This window comes from Methylobacterium sp. E-045, assembly GCF_022829685.1.
GTDB lineage: Bacteria > Pseudomonadota > Alphaproteobacteria > Rhizobiales > Beijerinckiaceae > Methylobacterium.
In genome coordinates, this window is the sequence record NZ_JAKSYE010000035.1 from 1 (window position 1) to 22573 (window position 22573).

23 protein-coding genes are annotated in these 22573 nt (G+C 69.8%); 8 read left to right on the forward strand and 15 right to left on the reverse strand.

Annotation, left to right across the window (positions count from 1 at the left end; translation table 11 throughout):
* From MKK51_RS27120 to MKK51_RS04490, 6 genes are all read right to left on the reverse strand, one after another.
* A partial coding sequence (locus MKK51_RS27120) for a 1-deoxy-D-xylulose-5-phosphate synthase N-terminal domain-containing protein (RefSeq protein WP_279601248.1) occupies nucleotides 1-142 on the reverse strand: 142 nt, incomplete at its 3' end.
* 96 nt (nucleotides 143-238) lie between these two features.
* Nucleotides 239-523, reverse strand: a complete 285-nt coding sequence (locus MKK51_RS04470) for an exodeoxyribonuclease VII small subunit (RefSeq protein WP_056159172.1) — start codon at nucleotides 521-523, stop codon at nucleotides 239-241.
* Between the two features lie 160 nt (nucleotides 524-683).
* Nucleotides 684-1196: a tyrosine phosphatase family protein gene (locus tag MKK51_RS04475; RefSeq protein ID WP_243975246.1), complete on the reverse strand. Its 513-nt coding sequence runs from the start codon at nucleotides 1194-1196 to the stop codon at nucleotides 684-686.
* Complete coding sequence (locus MKK51_RS04480) at nucleotides 1196-1792, reverse strand: HD family hydrolase (protein ID WP_243975247.1); 597 nt, start codon at nucleotides 1790-1792, stop codon at nucleotides 1196-1198. The genes MKK51_RS04475 and MKK51_RS04480 overlap by 1 nt, the downstream gene beginning before the upstream one ends.
* Entirely contained in the window at nucleotides 1789-2409 is a 621-nt protein-coding gene (locus MKK51_RS04485) for a DNA-3-methyladenine glycosylase I (protein ID WP_243975248.1), read from the reverse strand. Before MKK51_RS04485 ends, MKK51_RS04480 begins: the two co-directional genes overlap by 4 nt.
* A 142-nt stretch (nucleotides 2410-2551) precedes the next feature.
* Nucleotides 2552-3418 (reverse strand): YgfZ/GcvT domain-containing protein, encoded by an 867-nt coding sequence (locus tag MKK51_RS04490; RefSeq protein WP_243975249.1) that lies wholly within the window; start codon nucleotides 3416-3418, stop codon nucleotides 2552-2554.
* Between the two features lie 154 nt (nucleotides 3419-3572).
* Between MKK51_RS04490 and MKK51_RS04495 the strand changes: the two genes are divergently transcribed.
* On the forward strand, nucleotides 3573-4907 hold the full coding sequence (locus tag MKK51_RS04495; RefSeq protein ID WP_243975250.1) for a dihydroorotase: 1335 nt from the start codon (nucleotides 3573-3575) through the stop codon (nucleotides 4905-4907).
* A 118-nt stretch (nucleotides 4908-5025) separates the two neighbouring features.
* Here the strand turns inward: MKK51_RS04495 and MKK51_RS04500 are convergent, their stop codons facing one another.
* The 6 genes from MKK51_RS04500 to MKK51_RS04525 form a co-directional block, all read right to left on the reverse strand.
* Nucleotides 5026-5280: a hypothetical protein gene (locus tag MKK51_RS04500; RefSeq protein ID WP_019903771.1), complete on the reverse strand. Its 255-nt coding sequence runs from the start codon at nucleotides 5278-5280 to the stop codon at nucleotides 5026-5028.
* A 167-nt stretch (nucleotides 5281-5447) separates the two neighbouring features.
* On the reverse strand, nucleotides 5448-5918 hold the full coding sequence (locus MKK51_RS04505) for a TIGR02301 family protein (protein ID WP_409565616.1): 471 nt from the start codon (nucleotides 5916-5918) through the stop codon (nucleotides 5448-5450).
* Between the two features lie 77 nt (nucleotides 5919-5995).
* Nucleotides 5996-6481: an NUDIX hydrolase gene (locus tag MKK51_RS04510; RefSeq protein WP_243975254.1), complete on the reverse strand. Its 486-nt coding sequence runs from the start codon at nucleotides 6479-6481 to the stop codon at nucleotides 5996-5998.
* Nucleotides 6482-6499: 18 nt separating this feature from the next.
* Complete coding sequence (locus MKK51_RS04515; protein WP_243975256.1) at nucleotides 6500-7657, reverse strand: hypothetical protein; 1158 nt, start codon at nucleotides 7655-7657, stop codon at nucleotides 6500-6502.
* The gene (locus tag MKK51_RS04520; RefSeq protein ID WP_056149277.1) at nucleotides 7650-8372 is read right to left on the reverse strand and encodes an SDR family NAD(P)-dependent oxidoreductase; all 723 of its coding nucleotides are present in this window, start codon (nucleotides 8370-8372) and stop codon (nucleotides 7650-7652) included. The genes MKK51_RS04515 and MKK51_RS04520 overlap by 8 nt, the downstream gene beginning before the upstream one ends.
* Before the next feature lie 330 nt (nucleotides 8373-8702).
* Nucleotides 8703-9155 (reverse strand): winged helix-turn-helix transcriptional regulator, encoded by a 453-nt coding sequence (locus MKK51_RS04525; RefSeq protein ID WP_243975258.1) that lies wholly within the window; start codon nucleotides 9153-9155, stop codon nucleotides 8703-8705.
* A gap of 105 nt (nucleotides 9156-9260) precedes the next feature.
* Between MKK51_RS04525 and MKK51_RS04530 the strand changes: the two genes are divergently transcribed.
* A complete protein-coding gene (locus tag MKK51_RS04530) occupies nucleotides 9261-10478 on the forward strand; it encodes an MFS transporter (protein WP_243975260.1) in 1218 nt (405 codons plus the stop codon).
* Between the two features lie 180 nt (nucleotides 10479-10658).
* On the opposite strand, the gene pdxH is transcribed toward MKK51_RS04530, so the two are convergent.
* Nucleotides 10659-11324: a pyridoxamine 5'-phosphate oxidase gene (gene pdxH / locus MKK51_RS04535; protein ID WP_409565617.1), complete on the reverse strand. Its 666-nt coding sequence runs from the start codon at nucleotides 11322-11324 to the stop codon at nucleotides 10659-10661.
* Nucleotides 11325-11414: 90 nt separating this feature from the next.
* Between pdxH and MKK51_RS04540 the strand changes: the two genes are divergently transcribed.
* The 4 genes from MKK51_RS04540 to MKK51_RS04555 all read left to right on the forward strand — a co-directional run bounded on the left by MKK51_RS04540 (nucleotide 11415) and on the right by MKK51_RS04555 (nucleotide 15174).
* Nucleotides 11415-11942 (forward strand): RT0821/Lpp0805 family surface protein, encoded by a 528-nt coding sequence (locus MKK51_RS04540; RefSeq protein ID WP_279600976.1) that lies wholly within the window; start codon nucleotides 11415-11417, stop codon nucleotides 11940-11942.
* A gap of 181 nt (nucleotides 11943-12123) precedes the next feature.
* The gene (locus MKK51_RS04545) at nucleotides 12124-13059 is read left to right on the forward strand and encodes a DnaJ C-terminal domain-containing protein (RefSeq protein ID WP_243975263.1); all 936 of its coding nucleotides are present in this window, start codon (nucleotides 12124-12126) and stop codon (nucleotides 13057-13059) included.
* Between the two features lie 114 nt (nucleotides 13060-13173).
* Nucleotides 13174-14019 (forward strand): enoyl-ACP reductase FabI, encoded by an 846-nt coding sequence (gene fabI, locus MKK51_RS04550; protein ID WP_018043432.1) that lies wholly within the window; start codon nucleotides 13174-13176, stop codon nucleotides 14017-14019.
* A gap of 99 nt (nucleotides 14020-14118) precedes the next feature.
* Nucleotides 14119-15174, forward strand: a complete 1056-nt coding sequence (locus MKK51_RS04555; protein ID WP_243975265.1) for a hypothetical protein — start codon at nucleotides 14119-14121, stop codon at nucleotides 15172-15174.
* A 12-nt stretch (nucleotides 15175-15186) separates the two neighbouring features.
* Here MKK51_RS04555 and MKK51_RS04560 read toward each other — a convergent pair whose 3' ends face one another.
* Together MKK51_RS04560 and MKK51_RS04565 are read right to left on the reverse strand one after the other, a co-directional pair.
* Entirely contained in the window at nucleotides 15187-16341 is a 1155-nt protein-coding gene (locus MKK51_RS04560; protein ID WP_243975267.1) for an AAA family ATPase, read from the reverse strand.
* 83 nt (nucleotides 16342-16424) lie between these two features.
* Nucleotides 16425-17414, reverse strand: a complete 990-nt coding sequence (locus MKK51_RS04565; protein ID WP_243975268.1) for a polyphosphate kinase 2 family protein — start codon at nucleotides 17412-17414, stop codon at nucleotides 16425-16427.
* Between the two features lie 182 nt (nucleotides 17415-17596).
* On the opposite strand from MKK51_RS04565, the gene MKK51_RS04570 reads away from it, so the two are divergent.
* Together MKK51_RS04570 and MKK51_RS04575 are read left to right on the forward strand one after the other, a co-directional pair.
* The gene (locus MKK51_RS04570; RefSeq protein WP_243975269.1) at nucleotides 17597-18181 is read left to right on the forward strand and encodes a histidine phosphatase family protein; all 585 of its coding nucleotides are present in this window, start codon (nucleotides 17597-17599) and stop codon (nucleotides 18179-18181) included.
* Between the two features lie 273 nt (nucleotides 18182-18454).
* Nucleotides 18455-22555 (forward strand): Pls/PosA family non-ribosomal peptide synthetase, encoded by a 4101-nt coding sequence (locus tag MKK51_RS04575; protein WP_243975270.1) that lies wholly within the window; start codon nucleotides 18455-18457, stop codon nucleotides 22553-22555.
* The last annotated feature ends 18 nt before the right edge of the window (nucleotides 22556-22573 follow it).

Consider the following 22573-nt stretch of genomic DNA (forward strand, 5'->3'; position numbering starts at 1 on the left):
GGTGACCGCCCGTCACCGACACCGCGTCGATCATCTCCTGACGCACCGCGTCCGCCACCGCCTGAAGCTGGCTCTCGGGAAGCGCGCGAAGAGCCGACGTCTCGTCAAGCCCGTCGAGGATCGAGGTTTCTATCCGTGACACCGAATCAACCTCACGCCCGGAGGGAAGACATGCGCGCAACGTGTTGCGGCAGATGAATAATTTTTAGAAGCCCACGGATCATCGCGACCTCGTGGACTAGCCGACATCGAGGGGGGCGACACCCGCCGCGCGCCCGTCGGGCCCCAGCGTGATCGTCTGGATCCGCGCCTCCGCCTTGCGCAGCAACCCTTCGCAATGCCGCTTCAGGATCTCGCCGCGCTCGTAGATCGCCACCGATTCGTCGAGGGGCACATCCCCCTTCTCCAGGCGCCGCACGATCTCCTCGAGCTGTTCGAGGGCCTTCTCGAACGGCAGGTCGAGTCCCTCGTCGGACGCTTTCGAATCGGTTGTCGCCGCCACGGCGGATCGCGCTGCGGTCATCCCAGGGTACCCCTCATTGTGCCGGTCTAAGCCCGCGCCTGCCTGCCCGACAAGCCCAAGGGGACGTTGGCTGCTTCATCGGCGAGCACTTCGTCAAGGGTGGCGTCGTTTCGGCCACACTCAATTCATCCTAATGACAAGCTGGACCGGGGGCCTGTCCTTACCCCAGCGCGAGCGCGAACGGATGTCCCTCGAACGCGTCGGCGCCACGCCCGATTTCGGTGATGGCGGCGGACATCCGTCCCCCGCGTCCCAGCAGGCGGTCGGCGATCTCCACGAACAGGGCATTGGGCGTCGCCGACGGCGATGCGGCGCGCAGAGCGAGGGCGATCCCGGCCTCGTCCCGCTTCGGATCGAGGGCGCAGGCGGCAATATAGGCCGCCGCCGTGGAGCGGCTGATCCCGGCATAGCAATGGATCAGGAGGGGCCGGTCCCGATCCCAGCCGGCCGCGAAATCGAGGATGCGGCGCACATGATCCTCACCCGGCAGGACATGCCCGTCGAGGGGAGCGACGATGTCGCTGACTTCGACCACGCAATGGCGCCCGTCGGCGATGCAATCGGGGCGGGGAATGGCGGTGCCGACCTTCATCAGCGTCATCAGGTGGCTCGCACCGGTGCGCTCAAGGGTCCGGGGCAATTGCGACAGGGGACAGACGTGGATATCCGACATCAGGAATCGCTCGCAAGAACCTGAAAACGAGAGAGGAACCTCGATTGAGCCTCGGCCGTCGGCCAGGGCTCGATCAGCGCCAGCGCCTCCGGGGCCGCCGGGTGGAGGTGCCCGAAGACCGCGCCGGCCTCGTTCTCGGAAAAGCCGGCGAGGCGCGTGGCTTCGAGATGGGCCGCCACCGCGTCGGCGCGCTTGACGAGGCGAACCTCGTCCTCGTCGGGCTCCGGCAGGCCGAAGCGCTGGCGGATCGCCGCCATCAGGCGCAGCTCCACCGTTTTGTAGGAGGGTCCGATCGCGGCCTTGAAGGGCGAGATGATGTCGCCGATCACGTATTCCGGCGCGTCGTGCAGCAGGAGTTCGAGGCGCTGCATCCGGGTCCGGCCAGGGGCCAGATCTTCGCCGATGGCCTCCACCAGGAGCGCGTGCTGGGCCACGGAGAAGACATGCGGCCCGGCGGTCTGTCCGTTCCAGCGGGCGACGCGGGCGAGACCGTGGGCGATATCGGCGATCTCGATGTCCTGCGGCGAGGGGTCGAGGAGGTCGAGGCGCCGGCCCGACAACATCCGCTGCCAGGCGCGGGGGGCGGCGGCGCTCATCGGCTTGTTCCCAGGGCGGCGCAGGCGGCATGCCGATGGCAACCGACGAGATGGTCGTTCACCATGCCCACCGCCTGCATGAAGGCATGGACGATGGTGGGGCCGCAGAAGCTGAACCCTTCCGTCCTGAGGGCGCGGGAGATGGCCCGCGAGATCTCCGTCTCGGTGGCGATGCCGGCCCGGTCCGTCGCCCGGCCCTGGATCGGCTGGCCCTCGACGAAGTCCCACAGGAAGCGCGAGAATCCGGGGCCGCGCTCCTCGATGGCGAGGAAGGCGCGGGCACCCGCGATGGTCCCGACGATCTTGGCGCGGTTCCGGATGATGCCGGTATCCTGCATCAGCCGCTCGACATCGGTCTCCGTGAACCGCGCGATGGCCTCCGGATCGAACCCGGCGAAGGCCCGGCGGAACCCCTCGCGCCGCCGCAGGATGGTGATCCACGACAGGCCGGCCTGGAACCCGTCGAGGATCAGTTTTTCGTACAATGCCCGGCCGTCTCGCTCGGGCACGCCCCATTCGGTGTCGTGATAGGCGACATAGACCGGGTCGAGACCGGCCCACCAGCAGCGCGGGCAGCCGTCGGGATGATGGATGAGGCCTGTGGAATCGTCGGACATGGGACCGAGAATAAGCGGAACGGATCGAGAACACCAGGAGGCCGGGTCGTCGTCGGGTAGGACGCGGTGCGCGTGCTCCCTTCCCGCCGACGGGGAAAGGCGGGCGCTCCCCGAGCGTCGGGGTCGCCCCCGATCACCCCGGTCACCCGGCCGGCGTCACCTCCGGGAAGGCGAAGATGGCGAAGGAGGGCTTCTCGACACCGAGGATCGTCGCGCCGGTCCGTACCGGCTCACCGGCGGCGACCGCATCGGCGAGGCGGTCGAGGCGCAGCATGGCGAGGCCCCGCGCGCCCGCCACGCTGCCGACCGTGCCGAGCCCGCGCGGACCGGCGGTCACCTCCGCGCCGGAGGACACGGCTTCGCCGTCGCGGGAGACGACCGGAACGATGCGGGTGCGGGCGGTGCCGCGATGCTGCATGCGCGACACGACCTCCTGCCCGACATAGCAGCCCTTCCTGAAATCGACGCCGGCGAGCTGGTCCATCAGCGCCTCGTGCGGGAAGGCATCGCCATAGGCGAAGTCGCGTCCGCCTTCGGGGATGCCGAGGGCGATGCGGTGGGCGTGGTAATCCGCCTCCGTGGCATCGGCCGAGAACGCCCCCTCGGCGAAGACGAGGCGCTCGCCCAATGCCGGGAGGCGCCCGTCGCGCAGGCGCTCGGTCCCCGGAACGGCTTTGCCCCCACCGGTTTCGGCCCCGTCCCAGGCGGCGGCGAGCCCCAGGGTCGGGTCGACGGCGATCGTCACCTTGGCGCGCAGGCGATAGAGCGTGAGCCGCTTGGCCAGAGCCGGGGCCTGATCGGCCGGGCAATCCAGGCGGAAGCCCTCGCCGGAGCGCCAGATCAGGAAATCGAACAGGATCTTGCCCTGCGGGGTCAGCAGCCCGCCGAGCCGCGCCTCGCCCGGTTCGAGGGTCTCGATATTGCAGGTCACCACGCCCTGGAGAAAACTCGCGGCCTCCTCGCCCGCGATGACGATGACGGCGCGGTCCGGCAACAGGGCGATCGGCATGGCAACTCCTCGAAGGTCATCCTGCATAGCCCCTCCGGCGCGCATCGTGGCGATGCGCCGGCGGCCCTGTCGGCAGGGCACGGCGTTGCACGCCGCGCGAGGCTGACATAAGCCGCCGCCACCCGCGTCTCAACGCCGTTCAGGAGCGACCCCGATGGACCAGCCCTTCGATCTCCTCCTCACCGGCGGCAGGATCGTCAATCACGACGGCGAGCACGCCGCCGATCTCGGCATCAGGAACGGGCGCATCGCCGCCATCGGCGATCTCTCGCGCGCCGAGGGCGAGCGCCAGGATTGCACCGGCCTGCACCTGCTGCCGGGGGTCATCGACACCCAGGTCCATTTCCGCGAGCCGGGCCTCGACCACAAGGAAGACCTCGAATCGGGCTCCCGCGCGGCGGTGATGGGCGGCGTGACCGCCGTGTTCGAGATGCCCAACACCAACCCGCTCACTACCAGCGCCGAGACCCTGGCCGACAAGGTGGCGCGCGGGCACCATCGCATGCATTGCGATTTCGCCTTCTGGGTCGGCGGCACCCACGAGAACGCCCATGAGGTCGCCACCCTCGAGCGCCTGCCGGGCGCGGCGGGGATCAAGGTGTTCGTCGGCTCCTCCACCGGCGCGCTTCTCGTGGAGGACGATGCCGGCGTCGCCGAGATCCTGAAACGCACCCGGCGCCGGGCCGCCTTCCATTCCGAGGACGAACCCATGCTGCGCGAGCGCAAGGGCCTGCGGGTGCCGGGCGATCCGTCCTCGCACCCGGTCTGGCGCTCGCCCGAGGCCGCGCTGAAGGCGACGCAGCGCCTGGTGCGGATCGCGCAGGAGACGGGTGCCCGGATCCACATCCTGCACATCTCCACGGCGGAGGAGATGGCGTATCTCGCCGACCACAAGGACGTGGCCAGCGTCGAGGTGACGCCGCACCACCTCACCCTCGACGGGACCGAGGCCTATGCCCGCCTCGGCACTCTGGTTCAGATGAACCCGCCGGTGCGCGACGCCGCCCATCGCGACGGGATCTGGCACGGGCTGACGCAGGGGGTCGCCGACATCCTCGGCTCGGACCACGCGCCGCACCTGCTTGAGGAGAAGGCCAAGCCCTATCCGGATTCCCCCTCCGGCATGACCGGCGTCCAGACGCTGGTGCCGATCATGCTCGACCATGTCGCCAACGGACGGCTGTCGCTGGCCCGCTTCGTCGACATGACCAGCGCCGGGCCGAAGCGCCTGTTCGGCATCAGCCGCAAGGGCCGGCTCTCGGTGGGCTACGACGCCGACGTGACGGTGGTGGACCTGACCCGCCGCGAGACCATCCGCAACGACTGGATCGCCTCCCGATGCGGCTGGACCCCCTATGACGGCGTCACCGTCACCGGCTGGCCCGTGGGCACCATCGTGCGCGGCAGGCGCGTGATGTGGCAGGGCGACCTCGTCGGCCCGTCCAGCGGCGAGGCGGTGGTGTTCGACGAGGCGCTGCCCGCGGCTTAACGAATCCGCCGGGGCCGATCCCGGCCCCGAAACGCATCGAGCCGCCCGGTCAGGTCCGGGCGGCTCGATCGATCACACACGCATGGTCGACGGATCGGGTACGGCCCGGTCCCGCGCCTCAATGCTGCGGAGCGGTGGTGAAGGCGCCGCCGCGGATGCGGTCGGGAAAGCCCTCGGCGTAGCGCGCCGTGGCGTCCTCGCCATAGGTCATCACCAGTTCCTGGAAGGCGGCGAACAGGGCCGCCTGGGCCATGCAATCGCCGTCGAGCCCGTCGAGACAGCCTTCCGCGAACGCTTCCGACACGTAGCCGAGGGCGGCACGCTTGTCGTCGAGATCGGCCTCGAAGGGCGCGGGGGCGGTGTCGATCTGCATGGCGATAACATCGGTTGCGCCGAAGAATGGCTCGGCGGATGACCGAAACATATGCCGAGCCCCGCGCCTCGGGAAGCCAAGAATTGCGAAGCGGTTAACGCCGGCGGTCGAATACGACGATTTTCCTTCAGCCTTGTGCCCTGTCTCCCGAAAGACACATCGCCGCCTCATCCCCCGAAGCGGCTGGCCAGGGCGTGGGACAGCCGCTCCCCCTCGGCGACATAGCGGGACGCCGCCTCCGTCGCCGACGGCGTGCAGGCCCGGTAGGTGAGGGCGTATCCGCGATACCCCCGGTTATACGCCCCGGCGAGGCGGTCCCGCCGCCCCGGCGTCACCCCCTCGGCCTCCATCAACGCCTTCATCCGGGTCGGCCATTCCGCCGCGTCCGGCGCCGTGCAGAGGCTGCGCAGGAAGGAGAGGGAGCCGATGATCTCGGAGAGCCGCATCAGGTCGCGGTCGTAGGGCGCGGGCGGCGGCTCGGCGGGAGCGGGGGGCTCCTTGTCCTTCTCCGGGGCCTTCGGCGCGGGCCGCGCCGGGGCGGCGCGCTGCTGGGCCGAAGCGAGGTCGGGCAGGCCCACCGCGAGGGCGGCGAGGAGCAGCACGGGCGACACGCGCCGCCTCACCCACGACACAGCCACGCCCCGTCCTCCGCCGCCGCGAACCTCATCGGGCAGGTTTACACCGTTTCCCGGTCGAGACGAGGAGCGCGCGGATATCATCGGGATACGGCATCGTCATTGAGCCCCGCGACCTGCGCGAAGGCCTCGGCCACCGTGTCCTGCAATCCCGGCGTGGTGGCGAGATCGGCGAGTTCGTCGGGACGTGCCCAGCGCACGCCAAGAGCCTCGGGGCCGGGGGCCGGCTCGCCGGCGGTCCAGAGGGCGGCGTGGGGATGGACGACGTAATGATGGCGCACGCGGCCGTCCTCGGCCCGCAGGATGATCTCCGTCGGGGTCAGGGAGCGGACGACCACGGCCGAGACGCCGACCTCCTCGCTGAGCTCGCGCAAGGCGGCCTGCGCCAGGGTCTCGCCGGACTCCACCAGCCCGCCGGGGAGCGTCCAGACCCCGCGCAGGGGCTCGTTGGCCCTGGCGGCCAGCAGCACCCGCCCGTCGCGGATGACGGCGATGGACGCGCCGAGGAAGGGGCGCACCGGGAAGAGCCGGACGTCGGAGCCGTCTTCGCTCGCTGCTTCGCTCATGGGCTCGACGGGTCTCGGTTACGGAGAGATGAGCGCCACCCGCCCGTCGGCGAGGCCGACGAGCAGGCGCGTGCGAGGGCCGTGGCCGATGGCGGCGACGCCGAAGGCGGCAAGGCCGGGCAGGGGGACGCGCTTCACCTCGCGGATGCCGTCCTTCAGGGACAGGATGGCCAGGGCGCTCCGGTCCGCCACCGGCACGGCGAGTTCGGCCACGCCGTCCCCGTCGGCATCGAGAAGAGCCGACAGGTCGGCCCCGCCCTCGCCCGGGGACAGGGTGGTATAGCCGGTGGCCTCGCCGATCAGGCGCAGGGCTCCGGCCTCATAGGCCCAGAGCTGGAGGATGCCGGCCCCGTCGGGCGCCGCCACCGCGACGATCCGGGGCCGTCCGGCTTGCGAGACATCGCCGATCGCCGCGAGGGATAGGGCCTGCCCGCCCGCTCCCCCCGCCTGGACGGGGCTCCGGGCGAGGACGGTCCAGGCCTTGTCGGGCTCCGCCGAGGATTTCGCGGACTCCACCGAAGGTTTGCCGACCACGACCAGGGACGATCCGCCATCCTGCGCCGTCACCGCCACGATGACCGGCCGGCCGTCGATGAGGATCGCGATGGGGCGGCGCAGAGCGAAGGCGGCGCCGTGACCGGCGGTGACGGCGGTGGTCACGATGGGCACGGGTTTCGGATCGGCGCTCATCCCCACCGGCTGGCGCTCGCGGATGGTGAGCGTCCCCGCGCGCTCGAACGCGCCGGCATTGGGGCGGACGGGGTCGGACAGGTGGGCGCTGAGCGGACCGAGGGTCGCGCGCCGGGTGCCGGGAACGGCGCCGCGCGGGGTCTCGGAGACCGCGAGCCCGTCGATGGCCTCGACACCGAGCAGGGTGGTGGCGATCTTGCCGTCGGCAAGGGTCAGGGCGGCGCCGCCCTCGTCGCCCCATAGGACGGCCAGGGGCACGTCCTCCACCACCTCGCCCTTCAATCCCTTGGGACGGGCGAGGGGAAGGAGGCCAGAGGTCGCCACCGCCAGGGACACGTCGCTGCCGGGGCCGCGCATGGCGCGCGCCCTGAACGGCAGGTCGAGGATCGTGACGACCGGATCGGCCCGGACGGGCGGCGCGCCCAGGAGCGAGGCGAGGAGGAGGGAGACCGCGAGGAGCGCCGAGAGCGCACCTCGGTCAGACATGCTGGCCGCCGTTGATGTGCAACTCGGCGCCGTTCACGTAGGAGGAGGCCTCGGTGCAGAGGAAATAGATCGCCTTGGCCACCTCGTCGGGCGTGCCGAGGCGCCGCTGCGGGATGCCGGCCACGATCTTGTCGGTGCCGGGCGAGAGGATCGCCGTATCGATCTCGCCCGGCGAGATCGCGTTCACCCGCACCCCGAGGGGGCCGAAATCGCTGGCCATCTCGCGGGTGAGGCCGGCAAGCGCCGCCTTCGACGTGCCGTAGGCCGCGCCCGCGAAGGGATGCACGCGGGACCCCGCGATCGAGGTGACGTTGACGATGGAGCCCTTGGCGCGGGTGAGTTCCTCGCACAGGCCGCGCGCCAGCAGGAGCGGCGCGAAGACATTGACCTGGAACACCTTGCGCCAGTCGCCGAATTCCGTGGCGATGGCGCCGAGGCGCTCGCCATTGCTGCCCTTGGGCGAGATGCCGGCATTGTTGACCAGCGCATGGAGCAGGCCGCCCTCGTCGGCGAGACGGCCGGCGACTTCCGCCACCCCGCGCATCGTATCCTCCGGGTCCGAGAGATCGACCTGAAGGTGGTCCTCCGGACCCATCTCCCAGGGGCAGTTCTCGGGGAAGGCATGGCGGGAACAGGTGATCACCCGCCACCCGGCCGCGGAGAAGCGCTTGACCGTGGCGTGGCCGATTCCGCGGCTTGCGCCCGTCAGCAGCATGACGCGGCGGCGTTCATTGCTCGATGTGGCCAAGGCCGTTCCTCAGGATCCGGAGGCGGTGGACAGCCGAGATCATCTCGCCGTGCCATGCCCAGGTCTAAGCCGCGCCGGCCGGGAAATCCAGGGTCGATCCCGCGTCGCAGCACGTCCCGGTTGGCGCTCTTCGAGAGGAGGCCGCGATCGAGAATTCCCGGACACGCATGCCGGGGGCTCGCTTCGCTCGTCTGGCGAACCGCCACCCGCCGTCGATCGAGGACAGAGACCTCGGGGTCGGGTCTCCGTTCGACATGCAAGCCCGCTCGGGTGCCCGATCCCGACCCAACGGACTCGTCAGGTGACGTCCGGCTTCTCCACACGCGTGTCACACCAGCCGAGACGACGATCATCGGCGGATCGCAGGACGAGTCGAGCGACCGGAGCCCCTGCGTCACGGTCGACCAGGCGGGACCGGGGATCGTTCGGTTCATAAAGATGAGCCTCGCCCCACTGTCGGAGCGCGACGACGACGAGGAACAGGCCGCGCCCCTTCTCCGTCAGGACGTATTCCCGGTAGGCGGTTCCGTCCGAGGCGGGCGCCGTCTCCAGAATACCCCGTTCGGTCAGGTGGCGAAGGCGGGACGCCAGCATCCCCTTGGCGATGCCGAGACCGCTCTGGAACTCATTGAAGCGCGTCGTTCCGTCGAAGGCATCGCGGAGGATCAGCAGGGACCACCAGTCGCCGATGACATCGAGAGCGCGCGCAACCGGGCACCCGGCGTTCCAGAGGCTGACGCGCTTTGCCACGAAGGTACGTTCCCGCTCCAATCTGGTCTCAATTTAGAACTGGAATGCGCCGATCACAAGTGGTCTCAAGATGAAACCAGATCGACGATCATCGACGGGACCGCCATGCCGCACGGACAAGATGGACGGATCGCTCCGGCGCCGGAAGGACGACTGCCCAAGACGACGATCCTGATTTTCGCAGCCGCCGCCGGCTTGAGTGTCGCGAACATCTACTATGCCCAGCCCCTGCTCGATGCGATGGCGCGGGAGTTCGAGATTTCGCCTGCCGCGATCGGGCTCGTGGTGACCCTGACCCAGATCGGCTACGGGCTGGGCTTGATCTTCCTTGTGCCGCTCGGCGATCTCGTCGATCGCCGTCGCCTCATTCTCGGCCAGGGGATCTTGTCGGTCCTCGCGCTGGTGGCGGTGGCCACGGCCCAAACCGGAGCGATCCTGTTCGCCGGCATGGCGGCGGTCGGGCTGCTCGCCGTCGTGGTTCAGGTTCTGGTCGCGTTCGCGGCGACGCTCGCGGCACCGGCCGAACGAGGCCGGGTGGTGGGTACGGTCACGAGCGGCATCGTGATCGGCATCCTCGCGGCGCGCTTCGCGGCCGGGCTACTGGCCGATGTCGGTGGCTGGCGAGCGGTCTATCTGGTCTCCGCACTCCTGTCGCTCGCCCTCGTCGTCCTGCTCGTGCGTGTCCTGCCGCGGCACCGGATCCCGGCCGGCACCGGCAGCTATGCCGCCGCCCTCCGCTCCGTCCCCATCCTATTTCTCAGCGAGCCGGTCCTGCTGGTTCGCGGTGTCCTCGGGCTGCTGATCTTCGCGTCCTTCAGCGCGTTCTGGACCGCGCTGGTGCTGCCGCTCAGTGCCCCGCCCTTCTCCTACTCCCATAGCCGGATCGGCCTGTTCGGCCTCGTCGGCTTGGCGGGGGCGATGGCCGCGACGGGTGCCGGACGGCTTGCGGACCGGGGTCATGGTCAATGGACGACGGGAGCGTCTCTCCTTCTTCTGCTTGCATCGTGGGTGCCGATTGCCCTGCTGCCGGTGTCGATTCCGGGCCTCCTCTTCGGCGTCGTCCTGCTCGATCTCGCCGTGCAGGCCGTTCACGTCACGAACCAGAGCCTCATCGTCGCCCTGCGTCCCGAAGCCAGCAGCCGGCTCATCGGCGGCTACATGGTGTTCTATTCAGTAGGCAGCGCCCTCGGCGCCGCTGCTGCCACGGCCATCCATGCCCGTGCCGGCTGGCCCGGCGTCTCGGTCCTCGGAGCGACGTTCAGCGCCGCAGCCTTGCTGACGTGGGCGCTCACCGTGCGCTCGGTGCGGACATGTCGAACATAACGCGGTGACACAACCGGAACGGCCCTCCATCCTCGATCGTCGCGGAGGTCGGCCGGTCCGCTCAACCCTCCGAGGCGACGTTCCGCCCGCATGTCCGGCGGACACACACGGGGCCGACGTGACGTCCTCCGTTCCGTGACGCCGGATCCCCGGGCTTTCTCGGCGCGATGCCCCGTTCCGTCACGGATAGAGTCTCGCCCCGCTCCAGCCGCCGCCGGCCCTGGTGAAGCGGACGCGGTCGTGGAGGCGGAACGGCCCGTCCTGCCAGAACTCGATCGAGACCGGGGCGATGCGGAACCCGGTCCAGTTCTCCGGGCGCGGCACCGGCTGGTCCTCGTAGCGGGCCGCCAGGGCGGCGACCTCCGCTTCCAGGGTGGCGCGGTCGGCCAGCGGCCGCGACTGGCGGCTGGCATGGGCGCCGATCCGGCTCTCGCGGCGGCGGCTCGCGAAATAGGCGTCCGCCTCCTCGAGCGACACGTGGCTCACGGGTCCGCGCGCGCGGACCTGCCGGCGCAGGCTCTTCCAATGCAGGACGAGGGCCGCCTGCGGGTTCTGCGCCAGTTCCTCGCCCTTGGCGGAATCGACATTGGTGTAGAAGACGAAGCCGCGCTCGTCGGCGCCCTTGAGCAGGACCATGCGCACGTCGGGCAGGCCGTCGGAGCCGGCCGTGGCAAGCGCCATGGCGTTGGGATCCTCGGGCTCCGCGCGCTCGGCCTCCCCCATCCAGGCGGCGAACAACCCCCAGGGGTCTGTGGACAGCGTGAAGTCTCCACCGGCCCCAAGGGAGGAGGAGGCGGGTGAGACAGCGCCGGACGGGGCCGGCTCATCGATCCTTAACCGATCCAAGGCGTAATCCTGTGAGTGAGATCCGGGTCGGGGGCACCGACGTGGGACACGATTTGTCGTCGTTCGAGTCACGTCGTGAGAACAGGTGTAATGCGTCGGAGCGAGAGTAAAGCCCAACCCGTCTCAAGCCGTGCCGTCGTCGCACCTCGTCCCGCCCGCGCCCGGTACGCGGCGGTGCTGGCGTCGGGCAGCGTGGCCCTGGCCTTGTCGCTCGCCGGCTGCGGCATTCCGATCCTCACCTTCCAGAGCGAGGGCAAGGCAGAGCCGGACGTGACGGTCCCCGAGCCCCTGGTGACGGGCAGCATCGACAAGCGTCCGAAGAGCTTCGGCGGCGAGATGTCCGACGAGGATTGGCGCCGGGCGCACGCGGCCCTGGCGGTGGCCCTCGATCCGCAGGGCAACGGCCGCCCGGTGAAATGGGACAACCCGGATTCGTCCCTGCGCGGATCGATCAGCCCGACGGGCCTTCCCTATGTCGCCAACGACCTGATCTGCCGGGATTTCCTCGCTTCCGTCATCGCGCCCGCGCGCAGTCGTTTCGTGCGCGGCACGGGCTGCAAGCCTTCGGGGGGCGAATGGGAACTGACCCGTATCCGCATGGCCAAGGCGAAGGCCTGAGGTCACGATCGTGCCGCCTATGGGATCGTCCGGCGGGCCAACGGGTTGACGCCTGGATCGAACCGTCGAATCCTGCTGGACGACCGTTGCAGAGAAGCAACAGCCATTCCACATAGCAGAAGACTTCGACAGGGGCGGGCATGAGCCCGGCCCCGTGCGGCACCGAGACCGATATCAGACGATGCGCAATCCCTACGACGTGCTGGGTGTGACCAAGGGCGCCAGCGAGGCCGACATCAAGAAAGCCTATCGCAAGCTCGCCAAGGCCTACCACCCCGACACCAACAAGAACGACGCCAAGGCCAAGGACCGTTTCTCGGAGGCCAACAGCGCCTATGAGATCCTCGGCGATGCGGGCAAGCGCGCCCAGTTCGACCGTGGCGAGATCGATGCCGACGGCAAGCCCCGCGCACCGGCCGGCTTCGATGGGTTCGGCGGTTTCGGCGGCGGCCCGGGCGGCGCCCGCTCCGCCGGGTTCGACTTCGAGGGCGCGGCGCGCAATCGGGCGGGCGGCGGCGGGATCGGCGAGGACATCTTCTCCCACCTGTTCGGCGACACGTTCCGGGGCGGTGCCGGTCCGGGCGCCAGGGGGCCGATGAAGGGCGAGGATCTCGCGGCCGAGCTGTCCGTGACCCTGGAGCAGGTGGCGAGCGAGGAGAAGCTGCGGATCTCGCTCGGCTCGCGCGACGTGGACGTGGTGATCCCCAAGGGCGTGGTGGACGGGCAGACCATCCGCCTGCGCGGCCTCGGAAGCCCGGGCGGCCCGCGCTCCTCGCCGGGCGACGCCCTCCTGACCATCCGCATCCTGCCGCATCCGCGCTTCACCCTGGATGGGGCGGACCTGCGCACCTCCGTGGACCTCCCCCTCGAGGATGCCATCCTCGGAGGCCCGATCCGGGTGCCGACGCTCACCGGCCCGGTGGAGATGCGCGTGCCCCCCATGACGAGTTCGGGCCGGACCTTCCGCCTCAAGGGCAAGGGCCTGCCGAAGAAGGACGGCAGCCGCGGCGACCTGTTCGCCACCACGGCGATTTCGCTGCCCGCCGGCGAGGACGAGGCCCTTCTCGCCTATGCCAACGGGCGCCGGGCGGCGCGCGCCGGTTCTGGACAGGCGTAGGCGCGGACTTCCGTCCCCGGCGCACCTCCGCTAAGGATGCCTCGGCGCGAGCGCTTCCCCCCAGGTCCGGACGGGTCCGCTCCGGCGCGCGACGGCCTCTGGCTCAGGTGACTCATGGCGGACACGAACCCGGTACACGATCACGTCGGCGGCCTGCTCGCCGGGAAATGCGGTCTGGTGCTCGGTGTCGCCAACAACCGGTCCATCGCCTGGGGCATCGCCAAGAGCGCCCATGCCCACGGCGCCAAGCTCGCCTTCAGCTACCAGGGCGATGCCCTGAAGAAGCGGGTCGAGCCCCTGGCGCGCGAACTCGACGCCCATGTGGTGGGCCATTGCGACGTCACCGACGGCGCCTCCATCGACGCGGTCTTCGCCGAAGCCGGCCGCGTCTTCCCGCAGGGGATCGACTTCGTCGTCCATTGCATCGCCTTCTCCGACAAGGACGAGCTGACCGGCCGCTACGTCGAGACCTCGGAGGCGAACTTCACCAAGTCGCTGATGATCTCGTGCTACTCGTTCACGGCGGTGGCTCAGCGGGCCGAGAAGCTGATGCCCAACGGTGGCTCGCTCCTGACGCTCACCTATTACGGCGCCGAGAAGTGGATGCCGCATTACAACGTGATGGGCGTCGCCAAGGCGGCGCTGGAAGCCTCCGTGCGCTATCTCGCTGCCGATCTCGGACCCTCGAAGATCCGCGTCAACGCGATCTCGGCCGGCCCGATCAAGACGCTGGCCGCCTCCGGCATCGGCGACTTCCGCTACATCCTCAAGTGGAACGAGTACAACGCCCCCCTGCGGCGCACGGTGACCATCGAGGAGGTCGGCGAGACCGCCTCCTACCTCATCTCCGACATGTCGCGGGGCATGACCGGCGAAATCCTCCATGTGGATGCCGGTTACCACGTGGTCGGCATGAAGAACCCGGACGCGCCGGATCTCAGGCTCGACAGCAAGGAGTGAGGCGGGCCGCGTGCGGCAGCGCGCCGCGCCGGCGGGCCCCGGCCGATAAGGCGAAGGGCCGACCCGCTCCGGGGCCGCGCCGCGCCGAGGCCCCGCCCCATGAAGATCCGCCCCGCTTTTGATGATGCGGCCGCCGCCGGGATCATCACCGCCGAACAGGCACGCGCGCTGACCGCCTTCTATGCCGGGCGGCCGGGGCGGGGGGCGGCCTTCGATCTCGCCCATTTCGATCTTGCTCACGTGCTCTGGTATGCCGGGGCCCTGGTGGTCATCGGCGCCATGGGCCTGTTCTCGACCCTCGCCTTCGGGATGATGGGCGGACCGGCCCTCACCGCCACCGCCCTGATCTACGCGTTCGCCTTCGCCGCCGCCGGGCGGCACCTTCGCCGCGCACACGACCTGCCGGTCCCCGGCGGCCTCCTCATCGCCTGCGCCGTGGCCATGACGCCGCTTGCCGTCTACGGCCTGCAGGAGAGCTGGGGCTGGGGCGAGCAGGGCCGGCCGGGCGCCTATCGCGACGTCTTCACCTGGATCAAGGGCGGGTGGGTGCCCATGGAAGCGGCGACCCTCGTGGCCTCGGCCATCGCCCTGCGCGCCACGCGCTTCGGCTTCATCACCCTGATCGCGGCGGTCGCCCTGTGGTTCCTGTCCATGGATATCGGCGTCTGGGCCACGGGCCCGTATCTCGACTGGGAGACCCGCCGGACGATCTCGCTCTGGTTCGGCCTCGGCCTCATCGCCTTCGCCTGGGCGGTGGACCTGCGCCAGAACCGGACGGATTACGCGTTCTGGCTCCATCTCGCCGGCATCCTCACCTTCTGGGGCGCCCTGACGTGGCAATCGTCCGACAGCGAGATGGCGAAGGCGCTCTATGCCCTGATGAACGTCGCGCTTATCGGCTTCGCCATCTTCCTCTCGCGGCGGATCTACGCGGTGTTCGGCGCCATCGGCGTGGCGCTCTATCTCGGTGATCTGGCGAACCGGGTCTTCAGGGACTCGCTGTTCTTCCCCTTCGCCCTGTCGCTCATCGGTCTCGCCCTCATCGGCCTCGGTCTCCTCTACCAGCGCCATGCCGACAGGATCGGCGGGGCGATGATGCGGTCGCTGCCGGAATCTCTCCGGCGCATGCGGCCGGACCACGCCGACAGGGCATGATGAACCCCGTCCTCAGGCGTCGTCGGCCTCCCCGAACTCTCCCGACAGCGTGAGCCCGTCGATCCAGGTCGCCCCCTCCCGCTTGACCACCCGGCGGGGCGACACGCCGCCGTGACCCGCAATCGCGTCGGCCAGCCGCTCCGAATGGGTCACCAGCCAGACCTGGCTCCGCCGCGAGGCCTTGACGATCATCCGCGCCAGGGGATCGAGCAGGTCCGGGTGGAGGCTCGTCTCCGGTTCGTTGAGGGCGATGAAGGGCGGGAGCCGGTAGGCGAGGAGGGCTCCGGCGAGGGCGAGGTAGCGAAGCGTGCCGTCCGACAGTTCGGCGGCGTCGAACACGCGCTTGGGATAGTCGGGAAAGACCATCCCGAAGCTCGCCTCGCGGCCCGGCGACGGGATCACGAGATGCGCGCCGGGAAAGGCATCGGCCACCGCCGCGTCGAGATCGACGGTGTCCTCGCGGATGTGCCGGAGGGTGGCGAACACGGCGGCGAGATCCGATCCGTCCGACGACAGGGTCGGCGTGGTGACGGCGAGGCAGGGCCGGCGGAGAGCCGAGGCCGCGTCGGTGCGGAAGTCATGATGGAAGCGCCAATCCAGCAGCGTGCGACGGACGAGATGCAGTTCCGGAAACGCCACCGCGTCCTGAAGTGCCGCGAGCGCGGTTTCGGTGGCGAGGAGACTCGTGCCGAAGGCGCGCTTGCGGCCGTCTTCGCCGCGCACGAACCCGGAAGGCCCATCGCGCTCGAGCATGACCGCCGGCCGCCGGCCCGACAGGACGGTGAGCCGCTCCCGCTTGATCTGCGGTTCGAGCAGGAAGGCGGCTCCGCTGGGGCCCAGCTCCGACCGGGGGACAAGGCCGACCTCGATCTCGTACCGGTAAGCGACGGACGCGGCTTCGTCGCCGAGTTCGACGGACCATCCCACCCGCACCGGCCCCTTGCCGCTGCGGGGTCCGGCCCAGATGACAGAGTCCATCCCGCCTTCCGCCGCGAGATCACGTACCAGCGTGCCGGCGGCGGCCGCCTGCAGGCGTTCGAGCGCCCGGTAGAGGTTGGTCTTGCCGACACCGTTGCCACCGATGAAGACCGAGAGGGCATCAACCGGAAACCGGATGGACCGCAGGGAGCGGTATCCCGAGGCCGCGACGTCGCGGACGGTCAGCATGCTCAACTCTCCGGCAGACGCCCTGAACGGTCCGAGTCCGGCCGCTCAGGCGTCACGACCCATGATAGCAGTCCTGGACCAGATCAATCCGGTACCGTCAGCTTGGCGATGCCCGGCTGAGCGTCCGGATAGCGCGGGTCCATCGCCTCCAGGGTGTTGGCGATGGTGCGGGCGACGAGGAGGTTGCGGTACCATTTTCGGTTGGCCGGCACCACGTGCCAGGGGGCGTGCGGGGTGGAGCAGCGGCTCAGGGCGTCGGTGAAGGCGTCCTGATAGGCGTCCCAGGATTGGCGCTCGACGAGGTCGGCCGCATCGAACTTCCAGTGTTTCTCGGGATCGGCGATCCGCGCCTCCAGGCGCTCCTTCTGCTCGTCCTTCGAGATGTGCAGGAAGAACTTCAGCACGGTGACGCCCGACAGGGTCAGCATCCGCTCGAAATCGTTGATGAGGTCGTAGCGCGGCCGCCACACGCCCTCCGGCTCCAGGGATTTCACCCGCACCACCAGCACGTCCTCGTAATGGCTGCGGTTGAACACGCCGATCATGCCGCGCCCCGGCACCTTGGCGTGGTAGCGCCAGAGGAAGTCGTGGTCGCGCTCCTCCGCGCTCGGAACCTTGAAGGACCAGACCCGGCACCCTTGCGGGTTCACCCCCTCGAAGACCGAGCGGATGGTGCCGTCCTTGCCGCCGGTATCGATGGCCTGAAGCACCACGAGGAGGCTGCGCCGATGCTCGGCATAGAGCCGCTCCTGCAGGGTCTGGATGCGGCCATGCTCCACGAGGAGCGCCTGTTTGGACGCCTCCTTGTCGAGCCCGCCATCGGCATCGGCATCGATCGCGGCCAGATCCAACGCCTCGCCCGGCTGCACCGTGACGATGCCGGCCGCCGCGCAGGAGGCGAGGGCGGCCGTGTCGACCGGGCTTTCGCGCTTGGCATGGCGCATCGCCGAACGGGCCCAGGCGGCGGAGGAGGGCGGCTTGTCCGAGTCCGGCCGTGGGCTGAGCGGTTTGGGCTTGCGTGTCCTCGCGTCGTTCGATTGGCCCGAATGCCGCTTGCCGCGCTTCTTCGCCATGATCACATTCCGCCTTATACGATATTCAATCGATGCCGCGGGCACCGCGCCGGCGCACCGCCTTTCCGGAAAAGCCGTGTGCCGATGCCCGTAACGCATGGAGCAACCTTGAGCGCGACAACGACCCGCGGCCTTGGCCGTTCCGGAAAAGCGCCGCGCCCCGCCATGAACGGCCGGCGCCCATGACGGTCTATTTCATCCGGCACGGCCAGACGGACTGGAATGCGGAGGGCCGCCTCCAGGGCCAGCGAGACGTACCCCTCAATGCCACGGGCCTGGGCCAGGCCGAAAGCGTGGCCGAGCGGCTGAAGGCCGTGGCGGGGGCCGGCCTCACCGAGGCGGCGTTCGTCGCGAGCCCGCTCACGCGCACGCGACAGACGATGGAGGTGCTCCGGGCCAGCCTCGATCTCGCGCCGCGGGACTACGCCGTCGACGCGCGCCTGATGGAGATCAACTTCGGAACCTGGGAGGGTTCGACCTGGGCCGAGATCCGCCGGCGCGACAGCCGCGGCGCCCTGGCGCGCGACCGGGACCGCTGGGGCTACCGGCCGCCCGGCGAGCATGGCGAGAGCTACGCCATGCTGGTGGAACGGGTCAGGCCGGCGATCGCGGACCTGCGACGGCCGGCTGTCATCGTCGCCCATGGCGGGGTCGCCCGCGCCATCCTGGTGATCCTCGGCTATACCAGCATCCGCGAGGCCCCGCGGATGGGCATCCGGCAGGGCAGCGTCCTCGTCCTCGACCGGTCCCGCTGGCGCTGGGCGTGACGCGCTTTCTCCGCGAAGACCGGTTCTAGGCGGCTCGGCAAACGTGCTAAGCGGGCTCGCATCGGCAGGCCGACGCTTTCTTTGCTTAGGTTTTGCCCTCGCTCAGGTTTTCGGAGTGTCGCAGGGTTTTGGACGCAAGACCGGTGACCACTTTTGCGAAACCTGCTTAGACGGCGCGACCATAGCGGGGCGCCGCGATTTCGGCACGATCCGGGCGCCTAACCCGGCCAAAAGGACGGTCTCGCAGCGGCGGGCCCGGCAGCGGAGCATCGGATGAGCAGTCTCGCCGAGACGACCCGGCCTCGGGCGGAGTCGCGTGTGGACAAGGCCGAAGGTGACGAGACCGTGTCCGGCGCCGGAGCGCCGGAGCGGAAGGCCGTGCTGCGCGGGGAGAGCCGGCCGGACCTTATCCGGGACGAGGTTCTGGGCGAAATCTTTTCCGACAGCGCCCGCCTGCGCCCCGACCATCCGGCCATCATCGACGGCGCGAGCCGGGACGCGGCCGGTCGTCATCCGAAATTCACCTATGCGGAGGTCGAGGCCCGCGCCGTCGCCATCGCCCGTGGCCTCGCCCATCGCGGCATCGGCCCCGGCGACGTGGTCGGCCTCTGGATGGCGCGCGGCCCCGACCTCCTGATCGCCCAGGTCGGCATCACGATGTCGGGAGCGGCATGGCTCCCCTTCGATGCCGAGGCTCCCGCCGACCGCGTGGCGGTGTGCCTCGACGATGCGGGAGCCAAGCTCCTCCTTGTCTCGCCCGCCCTCGCGCCTCAGGCGCCCACGGGTACCCCGGCCCTGACGACGGAGGCGCTTCTCGCCGAGGTGCCGGCGGATGCGCCGCGCCCCGATCCGCGCGGCGCCGGCCTCACGCCCACGCATCCGGCCTATCTGATCTACACCTCGGGCTCGACGGGATTGCCCAAGGGCATCGTCATCAGCCACGCCAACATCTGCCACTTCCTGCGCTCGGGGAACGCCCTCTACGGCATGCGGCCGGACGACGTGGTGTTCCAGGGCGCCTCGGTGGCGTTCGATCTCTCCATGGAGGAGATCTGGGTTCCCTACCTCGTCGGAGCGACGCTGTTCGTGGCGAGCCCGGCGATGATGGGCGATGTCGAGGCACTGCCCGACATCCTGACGCAGAACCGCGTCACCGTGCTCGACACGGTGCCGACGCTGCTCGCCATGCTGTCCCAGACGCTGCCGAGCGTCCGCCTCGTGCTGCTGGGCGGCGAGGCCCTGCCCGAGCCCCTGGTGGCCCGCTGGGCCACGGGATCGCGAAAGCTGTTCAACACCTACGGTCCGACCGAGGCCACGGTGGTGGCCACCGCCGCCGAGATGCGGCCGGGCGAGCCCGTCACGATCGGCGGGCCGATCCCGAACTATTCCGTCTACGTCGCCAGCGAGGGCCTGGAGCTGCTCGGGCCGGGCCAGCAGGGGGAACTCCTCATCGGCGGCCCGGGCGTCGCCAAGGGCTATCTCCAGCGTCCAGAGCTGACCGCGGAGAAATTCGTCGCCAACCCGTTCTCCTCCGATGGGACAGACCCGGTTCTCTACCGCTCGGGCGATGCGGTCTCCCTCGATACGCAGGGGCGGATCGTCTTCCACGGCCGCATCGACGACCAGGTCAAGATCCGCGGATTCCGGGTGGAGCTCGGCGAGATCGAATCCCGCATCCAGGCGCAGGCCGGCATCAACCAGGCGGCGGTGGTCCTGCGTCAGGACGACGGCGTCGACCGGCTCGTCGCCTTCCTGATTCCGGAGCGGGGAACGGAGTTCGACAAGGGCGCCCTGCGCCACACCCTCGCCGAACAGATGCCGCCCTACATGGTGCCGGGGCATTTCGAGGTGGTGGAGGTGCTGCCCCGCCTCACCTCCGGCAAGGTCGACCGCAAGGCCCTGCGCATCGCGACGCTGACCGTGGCCGACCTGTCGGGCGAGCAGGAACTGCCCGACAACGAGACCGAGGCGGCGATGCTGGCCGCGGCCAAGCAGGTGTTCGGCAACCAGCCGATCCCGTTCGAGGCCGACTTCTTCACCGATCTCGGCGGGCACTCGTTGCTGGCCGCCCGCTTCGTCGGCGCGGTGCGCGAGGCCCCGGCTCTGGCCGCCATCACCCTGCAGGACGTCTATACCAGGCGCACGCTGCGGGCGATGTCGGAGGCGCTGATCGAGCGCACCGGCGGCGTCGGCACGCAGATGGCAGTGCGCGACCTCGGATTCGCGACCCCGCCGCTCCTGCGCCGGATCCTGTGCGGCGCGGCTCAGGCGGCGGCCCTGCCCTTCGTCATCGCGCTGGCCACATCGCAATGGCTCGGCATCTTCGTCACCTACCTGCTGCTCACCGGCGGCTCGCTCGGGTTCTTCGGCGAGATGGCGGTGCTGCTCCTCGTCTATATCGGCATCAACGCCGTCACCGCCTCCATCGCGGTGGCCGCCAAGTGGCTGATCCTCGGGCGGACGAAGCCCGGCCGCTATCCGCTCTGGGGCGTGTACTACTACCGCTGGTGGCTGACACAGCGGCTGACCCCCCTCGTCCACGTGAAGTGGCTCCAGGGCTCGCCGGCCATCGCCATCTACCTGCGCCTGCTGGGCGCGAAGATCGGCGAGGACGCCCTCATCTCCGACATCGAGGTCGGCGCCCCCGACCTCCTCAGCGTCGGGGCGGGCGCCTCGCTCGGCGGCCGCCTCGTTATCGCCAATGCCGAGATCGTCGGCAACGAACTCGTCATCGGCCCCGTCAGCATCGGCGCGGATGTGGCCATCGGCACCTCCTGCGTCATCGGCCCCGAGACCACGATCGGCGATTTCGCCGAGATCGCCGACCTCACCACCATCCCCACCGGCACCGTGGTGGGACGCGCCGAGCAATGGGACGGCTCGCCCGGACGCAAGGTCGGCATGGCCGACCCCGCCGACCTGCCCGAGGCCGCCCAGGCCTCGCCCCGCCGGCGCGCGGGGTTCCTGGCCGTCTACGCCTTCCTGCTCGCGGCGATCCCGGCCGTGGGGCTGCTGCCGATCTTCCCGGCCTTCTACATCTTCGACCAGCTCAGCGATTCGCTCAGCGACATCACCGACATCGACTACCACTGGTACCTGCCGCTGCTGACCTGGCCCACCGCCATGCTGATGACGGCGGGCACGGTGCTCCTCATCGCCGGCATCCGCTGGCTCGTCCTGCCGCGGGTCTCGTCGGGCACCTACTCGATCCATAGCGGCTTCTACCTGCGCAAGTGGGCGGTGGCGCTCGCCGCGGAAGTGACCCTGGAGACGCTCTCCTCGCTCTTCGCCACGGTCTACATGCGGGCCTGGTACCGGATGATGGGCGCGCGGATGGGGCAGGGGGCGGAGATCTCCACCAACCTCGCCGGCCGCTACGATCTCGCCGACATCGGCGCGCGCAACTTCATCGCGGACGAAGTCGTGTTCGGCGAGGAGGAGATCCGCCGGGGCTGGATGCACATGCATCCCGTGAGCACCGGCGCCCGCGTTTTCGTCGGTAACGACGCCGTGGTGCCGCCGGGCGCCGTGATCCCCGACGACATGCTGGTGGGCATCAAGTCGAAGCCGCCCGCCAACGACCTGATGGCGCCGGGGGATACGTGGTTCGGCTCGCCACCGATCAAGCTGCCCTCGCGCCAGAAGGTCGACCTCGGCTCCAACGCGCAGACCTACGAGCCGGGTATGGGCCCCAAGCTCCGGCGCGGCATCTTCGAGGCGTTCTCGACCTCGTTCTCGCCGATGCTGTTCATCACGCTGGCGATCTCGGCCATCGACTTCTACTTCTACCCCGCCATCCTGGCGCAGGACTGGACCGGCCTCGCCGTCAGCTTCGTCGTCGTCAGCGTCGCCATCGCCTTCATCCAGTCCTTCACCGTGATCGGAGTGAAATGGCTGCTGATGGGCGTGTACCAGCCCGGCATGCGGCCGATGTGGTCGTGGTGGGCCATGCGCACGGAGGCCGTGGCCGTGCTGTACTGGGGCCTGGCCGGCAAGGTGCTGCTGGAGCATCTGGTCGGCACGCCGTTCCTGCCCTGGATGCTGCGCCTCCTCGGGGTCAAGGTCGGCCAGGGTGTCTGCATGCTCACCACCGATATCACCGAGTTCGACTGCGTCACCATCGGCGACTATTCGGTGATCAACCGGACCTCGGCCCTGCAGACCCATCTCTACGAGGACCGGATCATGAAGGTCGGCCGGGTGGTGGTGGGCGAGGGCGTGTCGGTGGGGGCCTTCTCGACGGTCCTCTACGACACCAAGGTCGGCGACTATGCGCGGCTTCGCCCGCTCACCATCGTGATGAAGGGCGAGTCGATCCCGAGCCATTCGGAATGGGAGGGCGCGCCGGCGGTTCCGGTGGTGCACGCGGCGTAGGTTGCCTCGTCTCCCTGG